Source organism: Porphyrobacter sp. MBR-155 (assembly GCF_040547625.1).
In the GTDB taxonomy this organism is placed as follows: Bacteria; Pseudomonadota; Alphaproteobacteria; order Sphingomonadales; family Sphingomonadaceae; genus Erythrobacter.
In genome coordinates, this window is record NZ_JBEPQB010000002.1 from 300821 (window position 1) to 317154 (window position 16334).

Annotated in this window: 11 protein-coding genes and 1 pseudogene; 6 read left to right on the plus strand and 6 right to left on the minus strand. The window is 63.3% G+C overall.

All coding sequences use genetic code 11. The features are described from left to right. Nucleotides 1-20: 20 nt before the first annotated feature. Complete coding sequence (locus ABIE62_RS03275; protein ID WP_354323516.1) at nt 21-1367, plus strand: PQQ-binding-like beta-propeller repeat protein; 1347 nt, start codon at nt 21-23, stop codon at nt 1365-1367. Between the two features lie 159 nt (nt 1368-1526). Further along, the gene (locus ABIE62_RS03280) at nt 1527-2951 is read left to right on the plus strand and encodes a methyltransferase family protein (RefSeq protein WP_354323517.1); all 1425 of its coding nucleotides are present in this window, start codon (nt 1527-1529) and stop codon (nt 2949-2951) included. Nucleotides 2952-2955: 4 nt separating this feature from the next. Here ABIE62_RS03280 and ABIE62_RS03285 read toward each other — a convergent pair whose 3' ends face one another. From ABIE62_RS03285 to ABIE62_RS03295, 3 genes are all read right to left on the minus strand, one after another. Beyond that, entirely contained in the window at nt 2956-3258 is a 303-nt protein-coding gene (locus ABIE62_RS03285) for a putative quinol monooxygenase (RefSeq protein WP_354323519.1), read from the minus strand. A 14-nt stretch (nt 3259-3272) separates the two neighbouring features. Further along, a complete protein-coding gene (locus ABIE62_RS03290; protein ID WP_354323521.1) occupies nt 3273-4643 on the minus strand; it encodes a glutamate--cysteine ligase in 1371 nt (456 codons plus the stop codon). Between the two features lie 84 nt (nt 4644-4727). Then, the gene (locus ABIE62_RS03295; RefSeq protein ID WP_354323523.1) at nt 4728-5471 is read right to left on the minus strand and encodes a 16S rRNA (uracil(1498)-N(3))-methyltransferase; all 744 of its coding nucleotides are present in this window, start codon (nt 5469-5471) and stop codon (nt 4728-4730) included. Between the two features lie 39 nt (nt 5472-5510). On the opposite strand from ABIE62_RS03295, the gene ubiA reads away from it, so the two are divergent. The 3 genes from ubiA (at nt 5511) to ABIE62_RS03310 (ending at nt 11079) form a co-directional block, all read left to right on the plus strand. Continuing rightward, complete coding sequence (gene ubiA / locus ABIE62_RS03300; RefSeq protein WP_354323524.1) at nt 5511-6413, plus strand: 4-hydroxybenzoate octaprenyltransferase; 903 nt, start codon at nt 5511-5513, stop codon at nt 6411-6413. 161 nt (nt 6414-6574) lie between these two features. Continuing rightward, nucleotides 6575-7468, plus strand: a complete 894-nt coding sequence (locus tag ABIE62_RS03305; protein WP_354323526.1) for an ABC transporter ATP-binding protein — start codon at nt 6575-6577, stop codon at nt 7466-7468. 14 nt (nt 7469-7482) lie between these two features. Beyond that, nucleotides 7483-11079 (plus strand): ABC transporter permease/M1 family aminopeptidase, encoded by a 3597-nt coding sequence (locus ABIE62_RS03310; protein WP_354323528.1) that lies wholly within the window; start codon nt 7483-7485, stop codon nt 11077-11079. A gap of 11 nt (nt 11080-11090) precedes the next feature. On the opposite strand, the gene ABIE62_RS03315 is transcribed toward ABIE62_RS03310, so the two are convergent. Together ABIE62_RS03315 and ABIE62_RS03320 are read right to left on the minus strand one after the other, a co-directional pair. Then, nucleotides 11091-11630: a SixA phosphatase family protein gene (locus tag ABIE62_RS03315; RefSeq protein WP_354323530.1), complete on the minus strand. Its 540-nt coding sequence runs from the start codon at nt 11628-11630 to the stop codon at nt 11091-11093. Further along, nucleotides 11627-14254: an ATP-dependent DNA helicase gene (locus ABIE62_RS03320; protein ID WP_354323597.1), complete on the minus strand. Its 2628-nt coding sequence runs from the start codon at nt 14252-14254 to the stop codon at nt 11627-11629. Before ABIE62_RS03320 ends, ABIE62_RS03315 begins: the two co-directional genes overlap by 4 nt. Before the next feature lie 204 nt (nt 14255-14458). On the opposite strand from ABIE62_RS03320, the gene ABIE62_RS03325 reads away from it, so the two are divergent. Then, nucleotides 14459-16075, plus strand: a complete 1617-nt coding sequence (locus tag ABIE62_RS03325; RefSeq protein WP_354323532.1) for a lysine--tRNA ligase — start codon at nt 14459-14461, stop codon at nt 16073-16075. On the opposite strand, the pseudogene ABIE62_RS03330 reads toward ABIE62_RS03325, so the two are convergent. Beyond that, a pseudogene (locus ABIE62_RS03330) lies at nt 16021-16272 on the minus strand (hypothetical protein); the annotation flags it as partial. The gene ABIE62_RS03325 and the pseudogene ABIE62_RS03330 overlap by 55 nt on opposite strands. Nucleotides 16273-16334 lie beyond the last annotated feature (62 nt).

The window sequence follows — 16334 nt, forward strand, 5'->3', positions numbered from 1 at the left end:
TAGGGTTGAAACGGACGGTTATGACAAACACGAAAATTGCACGCGCCGCTTTGTTGGCGGGCATTCTGGCGATGGGGCTGACTGGCTGCAAGGGCGGGTTGTTCGGCGGCGGGGGTGACAAGACCACGCCAACGGTGGGCAACCGCACGCCGATCCTTTCACGCATTGAAAGCGGGGCGGAGGTTGATCCGGCGCTGGCTGGGATCACCGTGGTGCTGCCGCCCGCACGCGCCAATGCCGAATGGGCGCAGGTCGGCGGTGCGGCGAGCAAGTCTTACGGCCACCTTGCCCTTGCGGAAAACCCGGCGAAGGCATGGACCGCAAGGGTTGCCGGGTCGAGCAATCGTATGCGCCTTGCCGCAGCCCCTGTGGTGGGCGGTAACAAGCTGTTCGCTGTTGGCACCGATGGCGTGATTACCGCCTTTGACAAGAATACCGGCGCGCGGCTGTGGATGACCGACGATAAGAACATCACCAAGGATCAGGCACCATCCGCCTTTGGCGGTGGGGTGAGCTTTCAGGAAGGCAAGCTCTACGCCACCGATGGGGTGGGCTATGTCAGAGCATTGAATGCCGATACTGGCGAAGTGTTGTGGGAGGTCAAACCTGCAGGCCCCTTGCGCGGATCGCCAACGATCGCGTTTGGGCAGTTGTTCGTGATGACGCAGGACAACCAGATCATCTCCTTGAACCTTAATGACGGGTCGCAAGTCTGGGACGAATCCGGGTCAACCACGCAATCGGGCGTGTTCGGGGTGGCTGCCCCCGCCGCCGGGCAAGGCACGGTGATCGCGGGCTATTCCAGCGGGGAACTGTCCGCCTATCGCTATGAAAACGGGCGCACGCTGTGGTCGGATGCGCTGGCGCGCACCAATATCTCGACCACGGTTGGCACTGTGACAGACATTGATGCCGATCCGATCATCGATTCGGGCCGGGTCTATGCGCTGGGGCAGGGCGGCCGGATGGCGGCCTATGAACTGGTGACGGGTCAGCGCATCTGGGAACTGAATCTGGCCGGCATTTCCACCCCGGCAATTGCGGGCGAGTGGATATTTACCCTCACCGATGATGCGCGCCTGCTGGCGATTTCGCGTTCGAATGGGCGGGTGCGGTGGATAACGCAGTTGCAGCGCTGGAAAAACGAGAAGAAAAAGGAAAACCCGATTTTCTGGACTGGCCCGGTGCTGGCGGGCGGCCAATTGTGGGTTGCAAGTTCGCGCGGTGAAGTGTGGAAGATCAGCGCAGGCGAAGGTTCGTCCGCGCTGTTCGATGACATTGGACAGCCTGTCAGCCTGCCGCCGTTGGTGGCCGATGGCTATCTGTATCTGTTGGACGATAGCGGCACGATCCACGCCTGGCGCTGATTTCCAACAGCGGTTTTGGCCGGATTCTGGCTAGACCGGGGTTAGACCCCTGCTAGACCCCGGTTAGGGTGGGGTTAGGTCGTCCTTGACCCGCCTTTGGCCGGGTTTAGGGCGGTATATACCAAGGCGTTAACCCTTATGCTGTAGGGCCGCAGCACTATGACAGCGCTGCGTCCGCCCCGTCCAACTGCGCCCGGCGCGCCGCCGCCAAACCTCCCGCCGAGCGATGTTTCGGCAGGGGTCGGATTGGCGGGCCTTGCCGGGCTGTTTGTATGGATTGCGCTGTGCCGATCCTACCCTGAGATTGCCGATGCCTTGGGATTGCAGGGCAGTGTGGCGCGCGCGCCGGGCGTGTTATCCGGCCCCTACGCCGCGCTCGCCGCGATTGTGTTTACGGCGCTGCCGATGGTGGCTTGGTCGGTGCTGGTCGACAAGGTGCACCGGCGGCCATCGACCGGAATCGACTGGGATCAGGCCCGACCGCTGGCAGAAATTCTGCCGATTTCAGTGGTCAAATTGTGCGGGTTATGGGCAACATGGGCGCTGCTCGCGGCATTTTACGGCCTCGCCCGGTGGTATTGGAACGGGTCGTACCTGTTCGCGATGGAGGTGCTGACCTTCGCCGTATTGCCGCTGGTAATGCTTTCGATTCCTTACGTTATCTGGCTCGACCGGCATCTGGTGAACCCGCGCGACGGCACCTGGTATTTCGGCGTATTTCTGCTCGGCGGCGGGGTGATCGGGCGCGAGGCATGGGACGGCGCGCAAATCGTCAAGCACTGGCGGGCATGGGCGATCAAAGGCTTTTTCGGCGCCTTCATGATCTCGATTCTGCCCCCCGGTTTTGCCCAGGTGGTGGAAGCTGATGCTGCACAAGTCATTGGCAATCCTGTGCAATTTGCGATGGCACTGGTGACGTTGCTGTTCGTGATCGACGTGCAGATTGGCACGGTCGGCTACTTGCTGACACTGCGCCCGCTGGATGCGCATATCCGATCTGGCAATCCGCTGCTGGCGGGCTGGCTGGCGGCGCTGATCTGCTATCCGCCGTTTGTGTGGGGCATAATCGGCCCTGATAATCAGGTTCTTAGCTACGAAACGGGCACGCCCGGCTGGGCGCACTGGTTTGCCGGGAGCGAGGCTTTGCTGTGGGCATGGGGCGGGCTGCTGACCGTGCTGACGGGTGCCTATGCCTGGGCAACCGTGGCGTTTGGCATCCGCTTTTCCAACCTCACCTATCGCGGGGTGCTGACCAACGGGCCATACCGGTTCACCCGCCACCCGGCTTATCTGGCGAAAAATCTGTTCTGGTGGGCTTCGGTGTTGCCGTTTCTGGTGACCTCCGGACCGGTTGCTGACGCGGTGCGCAACAGTTTTTTCCTGTTGATTGTCAATGCAATATACTATTGGCGGGCACGCACCGAAGAAGCGCACCTGCTCGCCGAAGACCCCAAATATGTCGAATATCACGCGTGGATGGCGCAGCACGGCTTGATCACCGCCCCGCTGGTGCGATTGAAGCGGATGATCAGCGGAGGCAGGCGCGCGCCGTCTGCGGCGGCTGGCCCGTTCCCGGCGGAATAGGCGCTTACATCAAGGCCGCGCCCTCATCGGTGTGATATTTGATCGCTTCGACTATCTTGATATCAAGCTGCGCAATCGCCGCGCCGAATGCCGCCATGTGGGGCGTGGCAAAATGTGCGGCAAGCGCGGCGTCGTCCTGCCATTTTTCGACAATATGTAGCACGCCGGGATCAAGCGCATCCTGCGCGAAATTGTAAGCGATGCAGCCGTCTTCGGCGTTCGAGGCCGCCACCATATCGGCAATTGCCGCGCGCGCTGCATCCACTGCGCCAGCGCCCACTTTTGCCTTGGCCAATACGATTAGCATGATGTTATCCTTCACTAAAATGATTGTTCGTAAACGCGGGTAATATCGCCGTTCCATTCCCCGTGATAGGCATCGAGCAGCCGCTGGGCCGGAACCTTGCCGCTGGCAACGATTTCATCGAGTGTTTCCAAAAAGCCCGTTTCATTATCGCCCGAGGAGTTAAACCGCGCGCGTGCTGCCAACCCTTTGTGAGCAATCGCCAAAGCCTCGCGTCCGATATCGCGCAACGTGCCGCCGCCGGGGACGGGCGCGTCCAAAGCCAGCCGCGGGGCATCATTGCGCAGCGCCTCGCGCTCTTCCATCGTCCAGCCCTTGACCAGATCCCATGCCGCATCGAGCGCGCCCTGGTCGTAAAGCAGCCCGACCCAGAACGCTGGCAGCGCGCAGATCCGGTTCCACGGCCCGCCATCGGCGCCGCGCATTTCGAGGAAACTTTTCAGCCGCACTTCGGGAAAGGCGGTGGACAGGTGATCCCACCAATCGCTCTGCGTTGGACGTTCACCCGGCAGGACAGACAGTTTCCCGTCGAGAAAATCGCGGAACGAAAGCCCCGCAGCGTCAATGTATTTGCCCTCGCGGAACACGAAATACATTGGCACATCAAGCATATACCGTGCCCAGCGCTCATAACCGAAGCCTTCTTCGAACACGAAGGGCAGCATCCCCGTGCGCGCCGGATCGGTGTCTGACCAGATGTGCGATCGGTATGACAGGAACCCGTTGGGCTTGCCCTCGGTGAAGGGCGAATTGGCGAACAGTGCGGTCGCCAGCGGTTGCAGCGCGAGCCCGACGCGGAATTTCTGCACCATGTCGGCCTCGGATTGATAATCGAGATTGACCTGAATGGTGCAGGTGCGCAGCATCATGTCGAGGCCCATGCTGCCCACGCGCGGCATATGCCGCAGCATGATGTCATAGCGACCCTTGGGCATGATCGGCAGTTCTTCTCGGGTCTTGTCGGGCCACATGCCGAGGCCGAGATAGCTCACCCCGCATTTCTCGCCGACCGCTTTCACCTGCTCCAGATGCCGCCCGGTTTCCGCGCAGGTCTGGTGCAGATTTTCCAGCGGCGCACCCGATAATTCGAGCTGTCCGGCGGGTTCGAGGCTGACGGCTCCATCCTCGCCTTTGAGCGCGATAACGTGTCCGCCTTCTTCAACCGGCGACCACCCGAATTGTTCGAGGCCTTTCAGCAGGTCACGGATGCCGCAGGGTTCGTCATAGGACGGCGCGCGGTGGTCGGCGCGCTTATACACCAGTTTTTCGTGCTCGGTGCCGATGCGCCAGTCGGCAGGGGGCTTTTCGCCGCCCACCATGGGCGCGACCAATTGGTCGAGGCTTTCGATGATTGGATCGTCTGCCGTGCTGGTTTCGCGTGTGCTCATCGAAGATGCCCTCTTTGGCCGGTTGCCATAGAAAACTGATATGCTGGTGGAAAGCGAAAACGCGTTTGCCTGCGCGAAGCGGTGCTACCAATCGCCTGCGCTCGCCATCCACACCGCGAGCGCAGCGATAGCGGCGGTTTCGCCGCGCAGGATTCGCGGGCCGAGCGTGATCGGGCGGGCTGCGGGATGGGCACGGATAGCGGCGCGCTCGGCATCGTCGAACCCGCCTTCGGGGCCGGTGAGGATGGCGGCGGGGCCGGAATGGGCCGTGAAGGCCTGTGCTGCGGGCTCACCCCCGTTCTCGTCGGCAAAGAACAGCGCGCGGTCATCCGGCCAATTGGTAAGCAGCGCGTCAAGTTTTACCGGTTCGGCGAGTTCGGGCAGCGCCGTGCGGGCGCATTGTTCGGCAGCCTCGGTGGTGATCGCGCGGGCGCGATCAAGGTTGAGCTTATCGGCAACGCAGCGCCGGGTGATCAGCGGCTGAATGCGCGCCGCGCCCAGCTCGGTCGCCTTTTCCAGCACAAGATCGAAACGGTCTTTCTTGAGCAGCGCCGGGCAGAGCCACAGATCGGGCACGGCTTCACGCGGGCGGAGTTGTTCAACCACTTCGAGCGCAACCTCGCGCTTGCCCACATCGCTGACCCGCGCGGCCCATTCGCCGGTGATATCGTCGCACAGGATCACCGTGTCGCCCACGCCTGCACGCATGACGCGGGCGAGATAATGCGCGGGCTTGCCTTCTATTCGCAACCCCGCGCCGGGACGCAGTTGCTCGGTCACGAACAGGCGCGGGGCGCTTTTCGGAGGCCATGCTGGGGTTGCGGGCATGGCTTTGCACTAGGCGCTCCGGGCGCTAGGGAGCAAGCCATGAGCGAACACATCGTCCCCGATAGTGAGCATCGCGGCATCGTCGCGCGCCTTCCGCAGCTTCCGCGTGACTTGGCGCAGCTGGCGCGGTTCGACCGGCCGATTGGGTGGTGGCTGTTGTTCTGGCCCTGCGTGTTCGGCGCGTGGCTGGCGGGTGCAGGGGCGCAATTCGCGCTGCTGGGCTGGCTGCTGCTGGGCGCCATTGCGATGCGCGGCGCGGGGTGTGTCTATAATGACATTGTCGATGCCGAACTTGACGCCAAGGTGGCACGCACCGCCGCTCGTCCGGTGGCGAGCGGGCGGGTATCGAAGAAGCTGGCATGGGGGTGGCTGCTGGCCTTGTGCCTGATCGGCCTGATCGTGCTGTTGCAACTACGCTGGCAGGCGCAGGTGGTGGCGCTGGGCAGCCTTGCGCTGGTCGCCGCCTATCCCTTCATGAAGCGCATCACCTGGTGGCCGCAGGCGTGGCTGGGGATGGTGTTCAACTGGGGGTTGCTGGTCGGGTGGACGCAATTGCGGCTGGACAATTGGGACGCGCTTGCGGCGGTCTATGCCGGGTGCATCGCCTGGGTGATCGGATACGATACGATCTACGCCCTGCAAGACCGTGAGGATGATGCGATGGTCGGCATCCGGTCCTCGGCGCTGGCGATGGGCGCGCGGGTGCAGGCTGGAATCGCCGGCTTCTATGCCGCTGCAATCGTGCTGTGGGGGCTGGCCATCTGGCTGTATCGGCCCGATCCTCTGGCGCTGCTCGCGCTGCTGCCGGTGGCGGGGCATCTGGCGTGGCAGGCGGCAACGCTCGATACAGACGATCCCGCCAATCCGCTCACCCGGTTCCGGTCGAACCGCTGGGCCGGGGCGCTGATGGCGGCGGCGTGTTTCGTGGTGGGGAACGCCTAGGTTCATTGCAGCGGGGGCTGTCCCCCACCGACGCCTGACCAGGATCGACAAACTGCACGCGCGCCGATCAACTGCGTGTGCTACCCCACCAATACAGCTTTCCCTCCGCTACTAATGCTCTAAGATCAGGTTCGCAAATATCGGTTTAACAGGGGACTATCATGCTCGAACTCAGCGGCGTCAGCCACGTCTATCCCAACGGCACCCGCGCGCTTGACGATGTGACGCTGTCGATCCCCAAGGGCATGTTCGGTCTGCTCGGCCCCAATGGTGCGGGCAAATCGACGCTGATGCGCACCATCGCCTGCCTGCAAGCGCCGACGGCGGGCAGCATCCGGTTTGGTGAGATTGATGTGTTGGCGCAGCCCGATGCGCTGCGCCGCACGCTCGGCTATCTGCCGCAGGATTTCGGCGTTTATCCGCGCGTTTCGGCCTACCAGATGCTTGATCACATGGCGGTGCTGAAAGGCATTCGTGATGCCAAGGATCGGCGCGGCGTGGTCGAGAACCTGCTCAACCAGACCAACCTGTGGGCGGTGCGCGGTAAGGCGATTGCGGGCTTTTCGGGCGGGATGCGCCAGCGGTTCGGGATTGCGCAGGCGCTGATCGGTGATCCGGCGTTGATCATCGTCGATGAACCCACCGCCGGGCTTGATCCCGAAGAACGCAACCGGTTCCTCAACCTGCTCGCCGGGATTGGTGAGAATGTGGTGGTGATCCTGTCGACCCATATCGTCGATGATGTGGCTGATCTGTGCCCGCGCATGGCGGTGCTGGCAGAGGGGCGCGTGCAATTGGAAGGGCCGCCGCGCGATTTGATCGGATCGATCGCCGGGCGGGTGTGGCAACGCACCATCGCGCATCAGCAATTGCCCGATATGCAGGCCGCGCACGAGGTGATCTCGCACCGCTTCTTTGCCGGAGAAATCGTGGTTCACGTGCTCAGCGACACGCAGCCCGAAGGTTTCGCCCCGGTCACGGGCGGGCTGGAGGATGTGTATTTCGCCACGCTGGCGCAAACCCGCCGCCCTGTCGCCGCCGCTGCTGCGGCCTGATGGGAGCGCCCGCCATGTTGACCGCCTCCATCGCCACATTTGAAATCCGTTACCAATTGAAAAACCCGGTGTTCTGGGTGGCGGTAGCGATCTTTTTCCTCATCGGTTTCGGGGTCGCGGCCAGTAATAATGTCAGCATCGGCACGCCGGGTGCGGTGCATGAAAACTCGCCGTTTGCGATCACCATTGCGCTTGCGTTGCTGGGGTTGTTTTACCTGTTCGTGATCACCTCTTTCGTCGCCAATGCGGTGGTGCGCGATGATGTGACTGGGTTCGGGCCGATGATCCGCGCCACCCCGGTGGGACGCAGCCAGTTTCTGGCCGGGCGGTTCGTGGGTGGGCTGGTGATCGCGATCCTCGGCTACATGGCGGTGCCGCTGGGCATTGCGCTGGGATCAGCGATGCCGTGGGTTGATCCGGAAACTGTGGGGCCGGGCGGATTTGCCACCTATGCCTGGCCGTTCCTTGTCATCGCCATCCCCAACTTGATCCTGTCATCGGCGCTGCTGTTCAGTCTCGCCACGATCACGCGGTCGATGCTGGCGAGCTATATCGGCGTGCTCATTCTGGTGATGGGTTATCTTACCACCAGCGCCGTGCTGGGCAATGAGCCTGAATATCAGGACGCGCTCGCCCGGTTTGAACCGATGGCGCTTGGCGCGATTGGCGAAATTTCGCGCTACTGGACGGCGGCAGAGATGAACACGCGGGCGATCCCGTTCGAAGGTAATCTGCTGATCAACCGGTTGCTGGTGCTGGGCTGTTCGGCGCTGTTCCTTGGCCTTGCCTGGTGGCGATTCAGCATGACTGAACGCGCGCCGTCGCGCTGGCGGCAGCGGCGGCTGGCGAAGCAGGCAAGCCGCGCGGCCAAGGCTGAGGCGGTGCAGCCACAGGTTCTTACAGCGCCTGCACGCCGCAGCTTTGGCACCGGCCACGCGCTGGCGAGTTTCTGGACGCGGTTGAAGACTGAAACCATGCTGGTGATCAAAAGTCCCGGCCTGATCGTGCTGCTGCTGATCGCGCTGGCGTTTACGGCCTTTGGCCTCGTGTTCTCGCAAACGACCTACGGCACGCCGTCCTATCCGCTGACCGCCAACGTTATCACGTCGGTCATCGGCGGCATGGCCCTGTTCACGCTGATCGTCGCGGTATTTTACGGCGGCGAGCTGGTCTGGCGTGAGCGTGACGTGAAGATCAATGAAATCATCGACGCCGCGCCTGTGCCCGGCTGGGTGATGTTCGTGCCCAAGATTCTGGCGATATTCGCGGTGTTGTTGGCGATGTCGCTGACAGGGATGGTGGCCGGCGTGTTGTATCAAATCGTACTGGGCGCGCCGAGCATTGATGTCGGCTTATATCTCAGCGCCTATGTCCTGCCGCAGAGCATTGACCTGCTGCTGCTGGCGGTGCTGGCGGTGTTTTTTCAGGTGCTCAGCCCCAACAAATATATCGGTTGGGGCCTGTTTCTGGTGTGGTTCGTCAGCCGCATTTTCCTGTCGAACCTTGGCTATACCAACATGCTCTATTTGTTCGGCGGCGGGCCGGGCGAACCGCTCAGCGACATGAACGGCACCGGCGGGTTCTGGGTCGGCGGGCTGATTGCGCGGGCCTATTGGGCGTGTTTCGGGCTGCTGCTGCTGGTGATGGCGCATTGGGCCTGGCCGCGCGGCACGGTGGCGGCGGTGTGGCCCCGGCTAAAGGGCATGGGGCGGCGCATCACGCTGGCATCGGGTGCCACGGCGCTGGCAGCCGTCGGCGGGATGATCGGCACAGGGCTTGTCATCCACCAAAATATCAAGGTGCTCAACACCTATCAGACCGCTGATGAGCGCGAGGCGCAGGCCGCAGATTATGAACGCAAATATCTCAAATACGAAAGCCTGCCGCGTCCGGTCGTCACCGATGTTGAATTTGCCGTGGACGTCTATCCCGATGAACGGCGGATGGAGGTGGCTGGCCATTATCTGATGCGCAACGATACTGCGCAGCCGATTGCCGAACTGCACGTGCGGCAGGGCGATGATGCGCTGGAATTCACCCGGCTGGAGATTGCCGGAGCCACGCTGACCAGCCATGACGCGGAGTTTGACTACCGCATTTACCGGTTTGATACGCCGCTGGCTCCGGGGGCGACCACGCGGCTTGATTTCAGTTCGCGGCTGTGGCGGCGCGGTTTCGCCAATGGCGCGGCGGCGACCGATATTGTCGATAACGGCACCTTTGTGAACAACGGAGCCTTCGCTCCGATAATCGGCATGGACAGGCGCGGGCTGTTGCAGGATCGCACCGTGCGCCGCCGCCAAGGCCTGCCCGATGAACTGCGCACCGCCAAGCTGGAAGATACTGCGGCGCAGAACCGTAACTACATCAGCGCAGACTGGGTCAATTCGCGCATCACCATCAGCACTGCCGCCGATCAGGTGCCGATTGCGCCGGGCAACAAGGTGTCCGATCAAGTGAAGGGCGGTCGCCGTATCGCGGTGTTTGAAAGCCCGGCCCCGATCCTCAATTTCTTCTCGGTGCAATCGGCGCGCTATGCCGTGGCTGAGGACACTTTCGGGGACGTGCAATTGTCGGTCTATCACGATCCGCGCCATGCGTGGAACGTGCCTGCGATGTTGGCGGCGATGAAGACCTCGCTTGGATACTTCACCGAAAATTTCGGCCCGTATCAGTTCGGCTATGCGCGAATTATCGAATTCCCGGGATATGCGGGATTTGCGCAGGCGTTTGCAGGGACGATGCCCTATTCGGAAAGCATCGGCTTTGCCGCCGATGTGCGCGACCCGGAAACCATCGATTATGTCTCCTACGTCACCGCGCACGAGTTGGGCCACCAATACTGGGCGCATCAGGTGGTCGGCGGCGATATGCAGGGATCGACCCTGCTGTCCGAAACGCTGGCGCAATACAGCGCGCTGATGGTGATGGAAGAACTGTATGGCGCGGACAAGATCCGGCGGTTCCTGAAATATGAACTCGATCAATATCTCCGCGGGCGCAAAACCGATGTGCTGGACGAACAGCCGCTGCTGCGGGTCGAGAATCAGGGGCACATCCATTACCGCAAGGGGGCATTGGTGATGTATCTGCTCCAGCATCGGCTCGGCGAAGATGCGGTCAACCGCGCGCTGGCCCGGTTGATTACCCGCTACAAGTTCAAGGGCGCGCCGTACCCGCGCAGCCTCGATCTGATTGCCGAATTGCGCAAAGAAGCGATCACGCCCGAAGATCAGGCGCTGATCACTGATCTGTTCGAGCGGATCACGATCTATGACCTGAAAGCGAAAGAGGCAGTGACCACGCAGTTGGTCGATGGCCGCTGGAGCACCCGCATCACCATCGAAGCAGGCAAGTTTTACGCTGACGGTAAGGGCAAGGAGACGCCGGCGAAACTGGCCGAAGATATCGAAGTCGGCCTGTTCACCGCGCGGCCCGAAACAAGCGCGTTCGATCGCGCGAACGTGCTGTCGATGAAACGCTCACCGATCCGTGCGGGTCGTCAGGTGATCGAAGTGGTGACTGCCAAGAAGCCGCTGTTTGCCGGGGTTGATCCCTACAACTTCTATATCGACCGGGATTCGGACGATAATCTGGTGCCGGTGAGTTAACTCTCAGGCCCCTAACCTTCAGGCCCCAGCGCCGGGTCAAGATCGCGCGGGCGGGCGAAATGCACCAGCTTGGCGCAGTAGCGTTTGAGATCAGCCCAGTGGTCGATATCGCATTCGAGCACGGCGTAGGTCGCGGTGGGGAACTTCACCACCGCCTCGCGGAACAGGTCGTTTTCCTTGCCCGGCGCGACCAGTTCCAGCAACACGTCTTGCAATCCCGGATTGTGCCCGCAAATCAGCAGCGCCTGCGCCTCATCCGCGCCGCTGCCAGCATGGGCCTCAATCGTTTCGGCGATGGAGTCAAAACTGGCGAGGTAAAGGCGCTGGTCGAAGACCGGGGTGACGGCTGGCAGCGCCGCGTCGAGCGTCTGTTTAACTCGCACCGCCGGGCTGGCGATCAGCCTGTCCCATGTCACGCCGTGATCGCGGATATGATCGCCGATCACCTTTGCGCCCTGCCGTCCGCGCGCATTCAGGCCGCGGTCGAAATCGCGCTGGCTGGTGTCGTCCCAATCGGACTTGGCGTGACGCAGGAGGCCGAGAATCTTCATGGCAGCAAGGCTCCTCGCACGGGGACGGCGTCGATGCCTCCAACACCAGCGGCGACGCGTTGTAAAGCCTGTTCCAGCGTGACGCGCAGCACCGGGGTGCCCGGCGGAAAGGCTGATAGCAGCCGCGTGGGAAAGGCGGGTGACAGCACCACGAAATGCCCCGCGTCATCCTTGCTGCGGATCAACCGCCCGAAGGCCTGGGCCAGCTTGGCACGGATGATCCGGTCGTCATACTTGCTCCCGCCACCCGCCGCGCGGCGCGCCTTGTGGAGAATGTCGGGGCGCGGCCACGGCACCTGTTCCAGCACCACGCAGCGCAAGGAATGCCCCGGCACATCCACCCCGTCGCGCAGCGCATCGGTGCCGATCAGGCTGGCACGCGGATCATCGCGGAAAATGTCGACCAGCGTGCCGGTGTCGATCGGATCGACGTGCTGGGCATAGACCGGCAGGCCAGCCCGCGCGAGCCGATCGGCAATCCGGCCATAGACCGCGCGCAGCCGCCGGATCGCAGTAAACAGGCCTAGCACCCCGCCGTCCGACGCCTCGATCAGCCGCGCGTAAGCCCCGGCGAGTGCGGGCAAATCGCCCTTCTTGATGTCGGTGATGATCAGCACCTCGGCGCGGGCGGCGTAATCGAACGGACTGTCCGCCGCCGACAGCAGCGGCGCGCTGTCGATATGCGCCGCGCCGGATCGCGCAATCGCGCTCGCCCAGTGATCATCATCACTCGCACGGTCGGTCAGTGTGGCGCTGGTCAGCAGCACCCCGTGCGCGGGTTCGAGCACGACGCGGGCAAACGGCTTCATCGGGTCGAGCCAGCGGCGGTGGATCGCGACATCGAATTCGCGCGCGTCGGAACGGTCAACCGCCAGCCAATCGACGTATTCGGGGTCAGCCGGGCCGCCGAGCCGGTCAAGCAGCGCCTCCCACGCGGTGATCAGATCGATCCGCCATGTCAGCGCAAAGCGCGCGCCTTCGATGCGGGCGCGGCCTTGGGTGTCGAGCCAGTCGGGCGGATCGGCAAGGATCGCCTCCAATCGCCCGCCGAGCCGGATCAGCGGCACGCGAATGGCGGCGAGCGCCTCGCCCGCGGCTCCGGCGGCTTCGATCACGTCTCCGGGCAGGCCCGCCGCTTCGGTCTCTATGGCGTAGCCTGCGTCGATCCCGCCGCTTTCATCGCGGGCATAGGTCGCAGCGCGCACCGCGCCGAGCAGCGCCTCAACCGGGCCGAAGGGTGCGTTATCGGTGAGCCGTTGCAACCAGCCTTCCGACGGCAGCGTCAGCCCCGCCTTGCACGCGGCGGCAATGGCTTCGGCCCCGGCCTCGTCATAGCTGGCAAGATCGGCGAGCCGTGCGGCAAGGCCCCGCCTGCGCCCGCGCGCCTCGCGCTCCGGCCCGATGATCCAGCGCCGCAGTTCGATCGCTTCCTGCCCAGAAAGCGTCGCCGCAAAGGTCGAATCTGCCGCGTCGAACACGTGATGGCCTTCATCGAAGATCAGCCGCGTCGGGCGCTGCGCCGGATCTCTGGCCCGCGCGGCATTGACCATCACCAGCGCATGATTGGCGATCACCAGATCGGCCTGCGCGCTATCCCGCGCGGCGCGTTCGATGAAGCATTTGCGGTAATGCGGACACCCGGCGTAGATGCATTCGCCCCGGCTGTCGGTCAGCGCCGCGATGCCGCGCTTGCGAAACAGCGTGCCAAGCCAGCCGGGCAGGTCGCCTCCGACCATGTCGCCATCGCGGGTATAAGCGCCCCAGCGCGCCACCAATTGCGCCAAAATCGCCGCGCGGCCTGCAAATCCGCCTTGCAGCGCGTCCTCAAGGTTCAGCAGGCAGAGGTAATTTTCACGCCCCTTGCGCACCACCACCGGGGGCGATCCATCGGCGCGCCGCGCAGGCCACGCCCGGCGGCTTTCGGCGCGCAGTTGGCGTTGCAGGTTCTTGGTGAAGGTCGATACCCATACCGTGCCGCCGCTTTGCGCCGCCCACAGCGATGCAGGCGCAAGATAGCCTAGCGTTTTGCCGATCCCGGTGCCTGCCTGAGCGAGGGCAAGGTGGGGTCTACCGGGGGCCAAGCGCGGGGCAAAGACGCGCGCGGCATCCTGCGCATAGGCGCGCTGTCCATCGCGCTGTTCGGCCCCTGCGCCGGTCAGCCGCGCCAGTTGATCGGCCACGGCGGGCGCCGTCAGTTCGACCTGCCGGGGCGCGGGGCGTTCGGCGGCATCCTCCCATTCGGGCAGGCGGGCAAACAGCCAGCGTTCGGCCTGTTCAGGCTTGGCAATGTGGGGTTTGAGCACTTGCGCCCACGGCCAGCGCAGCCGTTCGAGCGATTGCAGCGCGCTCCACGCGCCTTCGCGTTCGCACCATTCGGGATCGCGGCACGCGGCAACCAGCGCGCCTGCCGCGCGTTGCAGCAGTTCGGGCACGCCCTCGTCACCCACAGGCATAGGCAAGCCGAGCGCCTCAGCCAGCCCGCGCGGGGTCGGCACGCAGAACCGCGCTGGGTGGATGAAGGCGAAGGCTTCGAGCAGGTCGAGCCCTGACAGATCGGGATAGCCCAAACGGCTCGCTACCAAAGGCGCATTGATCAGCAGCACGGGGGTATCGGCGGCGGCCATGATCGCATCGCCTTTCGACACGGCATTGGTCGGCCCACCGGCGGCGCGCAGCCAATGGCCGCCGTGGCTGGCATGGAGCGCGGGCAGGCTGATGGGATCGGGCAGGGCAGCGAGGGGCGTCACGCCGCCTTGAATGGGCGAGGCAGGCGCGAATGTAAACGCACGCTTGCAACCAAGGCGAGGTTGCCTAATAGCCCGCCCACTATGACCATCACGCCCGAAGCTCTCATCACCGCCGCGCAATCCTCCAAGGCCTGGCCGTTTCAGGAGGCGCAGCGGCTTGCCAAGCGGTTGCCGCAGGGGAAGCCCGGCGGAGTGCTGTTTGAAACCGGCTATGGCCCGTCAGGCCTGCCGCATATCGGCACATTTCAGGAAGTACTGCGCACCACGCTGGTGCGCCGCGCCTATGAAGCGCTGACCGGACAGCCCACCCGGCTGGTGGCGTTTTCGGATGATATGGACGGCTTGCGCAAGGTGCCCGACAATGTGCCGAACAAGGATATGCTGGCGCGGCACATGGGCCTGCCGTTAAGCCGCATTCCCAACCCGTTTGGCACCGAATACGAAAGTTTCGCCGCGCATAACAACGCGATGCTGCGCGAATTTCTCGACCAGTTCGGGTTTGAATACGAGTTCGTCAGCTCGTCTGATTGCTACAATTCGGGCCGGTTCGATGACGCGCTGAAGGGCGTGCTCGCCAATTTCGGTGCGATCATGGACATCATGCTGCCGACCTTGGGCGAAGAACGCCGTCAGACCTATTCGCCGGTCATGCCGATTTCGCCAACCACCGGTGCGGTGTTGCAGGTGTCGATTGCCGTGGTGGACGCCGCCGCCGGGATTATCCGCTTCACCGATGAAGACGGCAACACCGTCGAACAATCCGCCTTGGGCGGCATGGCCAAGTGCCAATGGAAGGTCGATTGGGCGATGCGCTGGGTCGCGCTGGGCGTCGATTACGAGATGTATGGCAAGGATTTGACCGACAGCGGCATTCAATCGGGTAAAATCGCCCGCGTGCTTGGCGGACACAAGCCCGAAGGCCTGATCTACGAGCTGTTCCTCGATGCCAAGGGTGAGAAGATTTCCAAGTCCAAGGGCAACGGCCTGACCATCGATGAATGGCTGCAATACGGCAGCGAGGAATCGCTGGGCTATTACATCTTCGCCAATCCCAAGAGCGCCAAGCAATTGCACGCGGGCGTGATCCCCAAGGCGGTGGACGATTACTGGCAGTTCCGCGCGGCCTTGCCGGGGCAGGAAATCGACAAGCAATTGGGCAACCCGGTGTGGCACCTGCTGCGCACGAATGAACGGCACGAAGGCGCACAGGCACCGGGTGCGGGCGATACGCTGCCGGTGCCGTTCAGCCTGCTGCTGAACCTTGTGGGTGTGCTGGGCGCAGGTGCGACGCGCGAAGCGGTGTGGTCATACCTTGGCAATTATGTTGCGGATGCCGATCCGGCGGTGCATCCGGCGCTGGACGTGCTGGTGGGCAAGGCGCTCGCCTATAACCGCGATTTTGTCGCGCCAACATTGCACAAGCGCGCGCCGGTGGGCGGCGAAGTCGCGGCGTTGCAGGCGCTCGATGCTGCGCTGGCTGACGCCGATCCGGCCACCAGTGCCGAGGATTTGCAGACCATCGTCTATGAAATCGGCAAGCAGGAAGCCTTCGGGTTCGACAATCTGCGCGATTGGTTCAAGGCGCTGTACGAAACCCTGCTGGGCAGCGAACAAGGCCCGCGCATGGGCAGCTTCATCGCGCTTTACGGCAGCGCACCAACCCGGCAATTGATCGCAGAGGCGCTCGACCGACGGTGATTCCCCGCGCAGGTGCGATACCATTTGGTGATGACGTATTTCGCGCCCCGTTCCACCGGCAACCCGGCGTGCAACGTGGCATCGTTGGGGCAACCATCGGGCAGGGCGTTGTTCCAGATCAGCAGCACACCGGGCTGAGGCGTGATTTCAATACCGAGCGCGCTGAACATCGTCGCGCCGCCTGCCTCGACCGCATCGTTTGCGATTGGGCAGACGGCTTCATTATCAGCAAGCCGCGCGCCCCAACGCGCGCGAGGGC

Excerpts from the sequence above, each read along its gene's own strand:
- ABIE62_RS03320 (WP_354323597.1), bottom strand. The coding sequence starts at position 14,254 with ATGGCCGCCGCCGATACCCCCGTGCTGCTGATCAATGCGCCTTTGGTA.
- ABIE62_RS03280 (WP_354323517.1), top strand. The coding sequence starts at position 1,527 with ATGACAGCGCTGCGTCCGCCCCGTCCAACTGCGCCCGGCGCGCCGCCG.
- ABIE62_RS03310 (WP_354323528.1), top strand. The coding sequence starts at position 7,483 with ATGTTGACCGCCTCCATCGCCACATTTGAAATCCGTTACCAATTGAAA.
- ABIE62_RS03285 (WP_354323519.1), bottom strand. The coding sequence starts at position 3,258 with ATGCTAATCGTATTGGCCAAGGCAAAAGTGGGCGCTGGCGCAGTGGAT.
- ABIE62_RS03290 (WP_354323521.1), bottom strand. The coding sequence starts at position 4,643 with ATGAGCACACGCGAAACCAGCACGGCAGACGATCCAATCATCGAAAGC.
- ABIE62_RS03275 (WP_354323516.1), top strand. The coding sequence starts at position 21 with ATGACAAACACGAAAATTGCACGCGCCGCTTTGTTGGCGGGCATTCTG.
- ABIE62_RS03305 (WP_354323526.1), top strand. The coding sequence starts at position 6,575 with ATGCTCGAACTCAGCGGCGTCAGCCACGTCTATCCCAACGGCACCCGC.
- ABIE62_RS03295 (WP_354323523.1), bottom strand. The coding sequence starts at position 5,471 with ATGCCCGCAACCCCAGCATGGCCTCCGAAAAGCGCCCCGCGCCTGTTC.
- ABIE62_RS03325 (WP_354323532.1), top strand. The coding sequence starts at position 14,459 with ATGACCATCACGCCCGAAGCTCTCATCACCGCCGCGCAATCCTCCAAG.
- ABIE62_RS03315 (WP_354323530.1), bottom strand. The coding sequence starts at position 11,630 with ATGAAGATTCTCGGCCTCCTGCGTCACGCCAAGTCCGATTGGGACGAC.
- ubiA (WP_354323524.1), top strand. The coding sequence starts at position 5,511 with ATGAGCGAACACATCGTCCCCGATAGTGAGCATCGCGGCATCGTCGCG.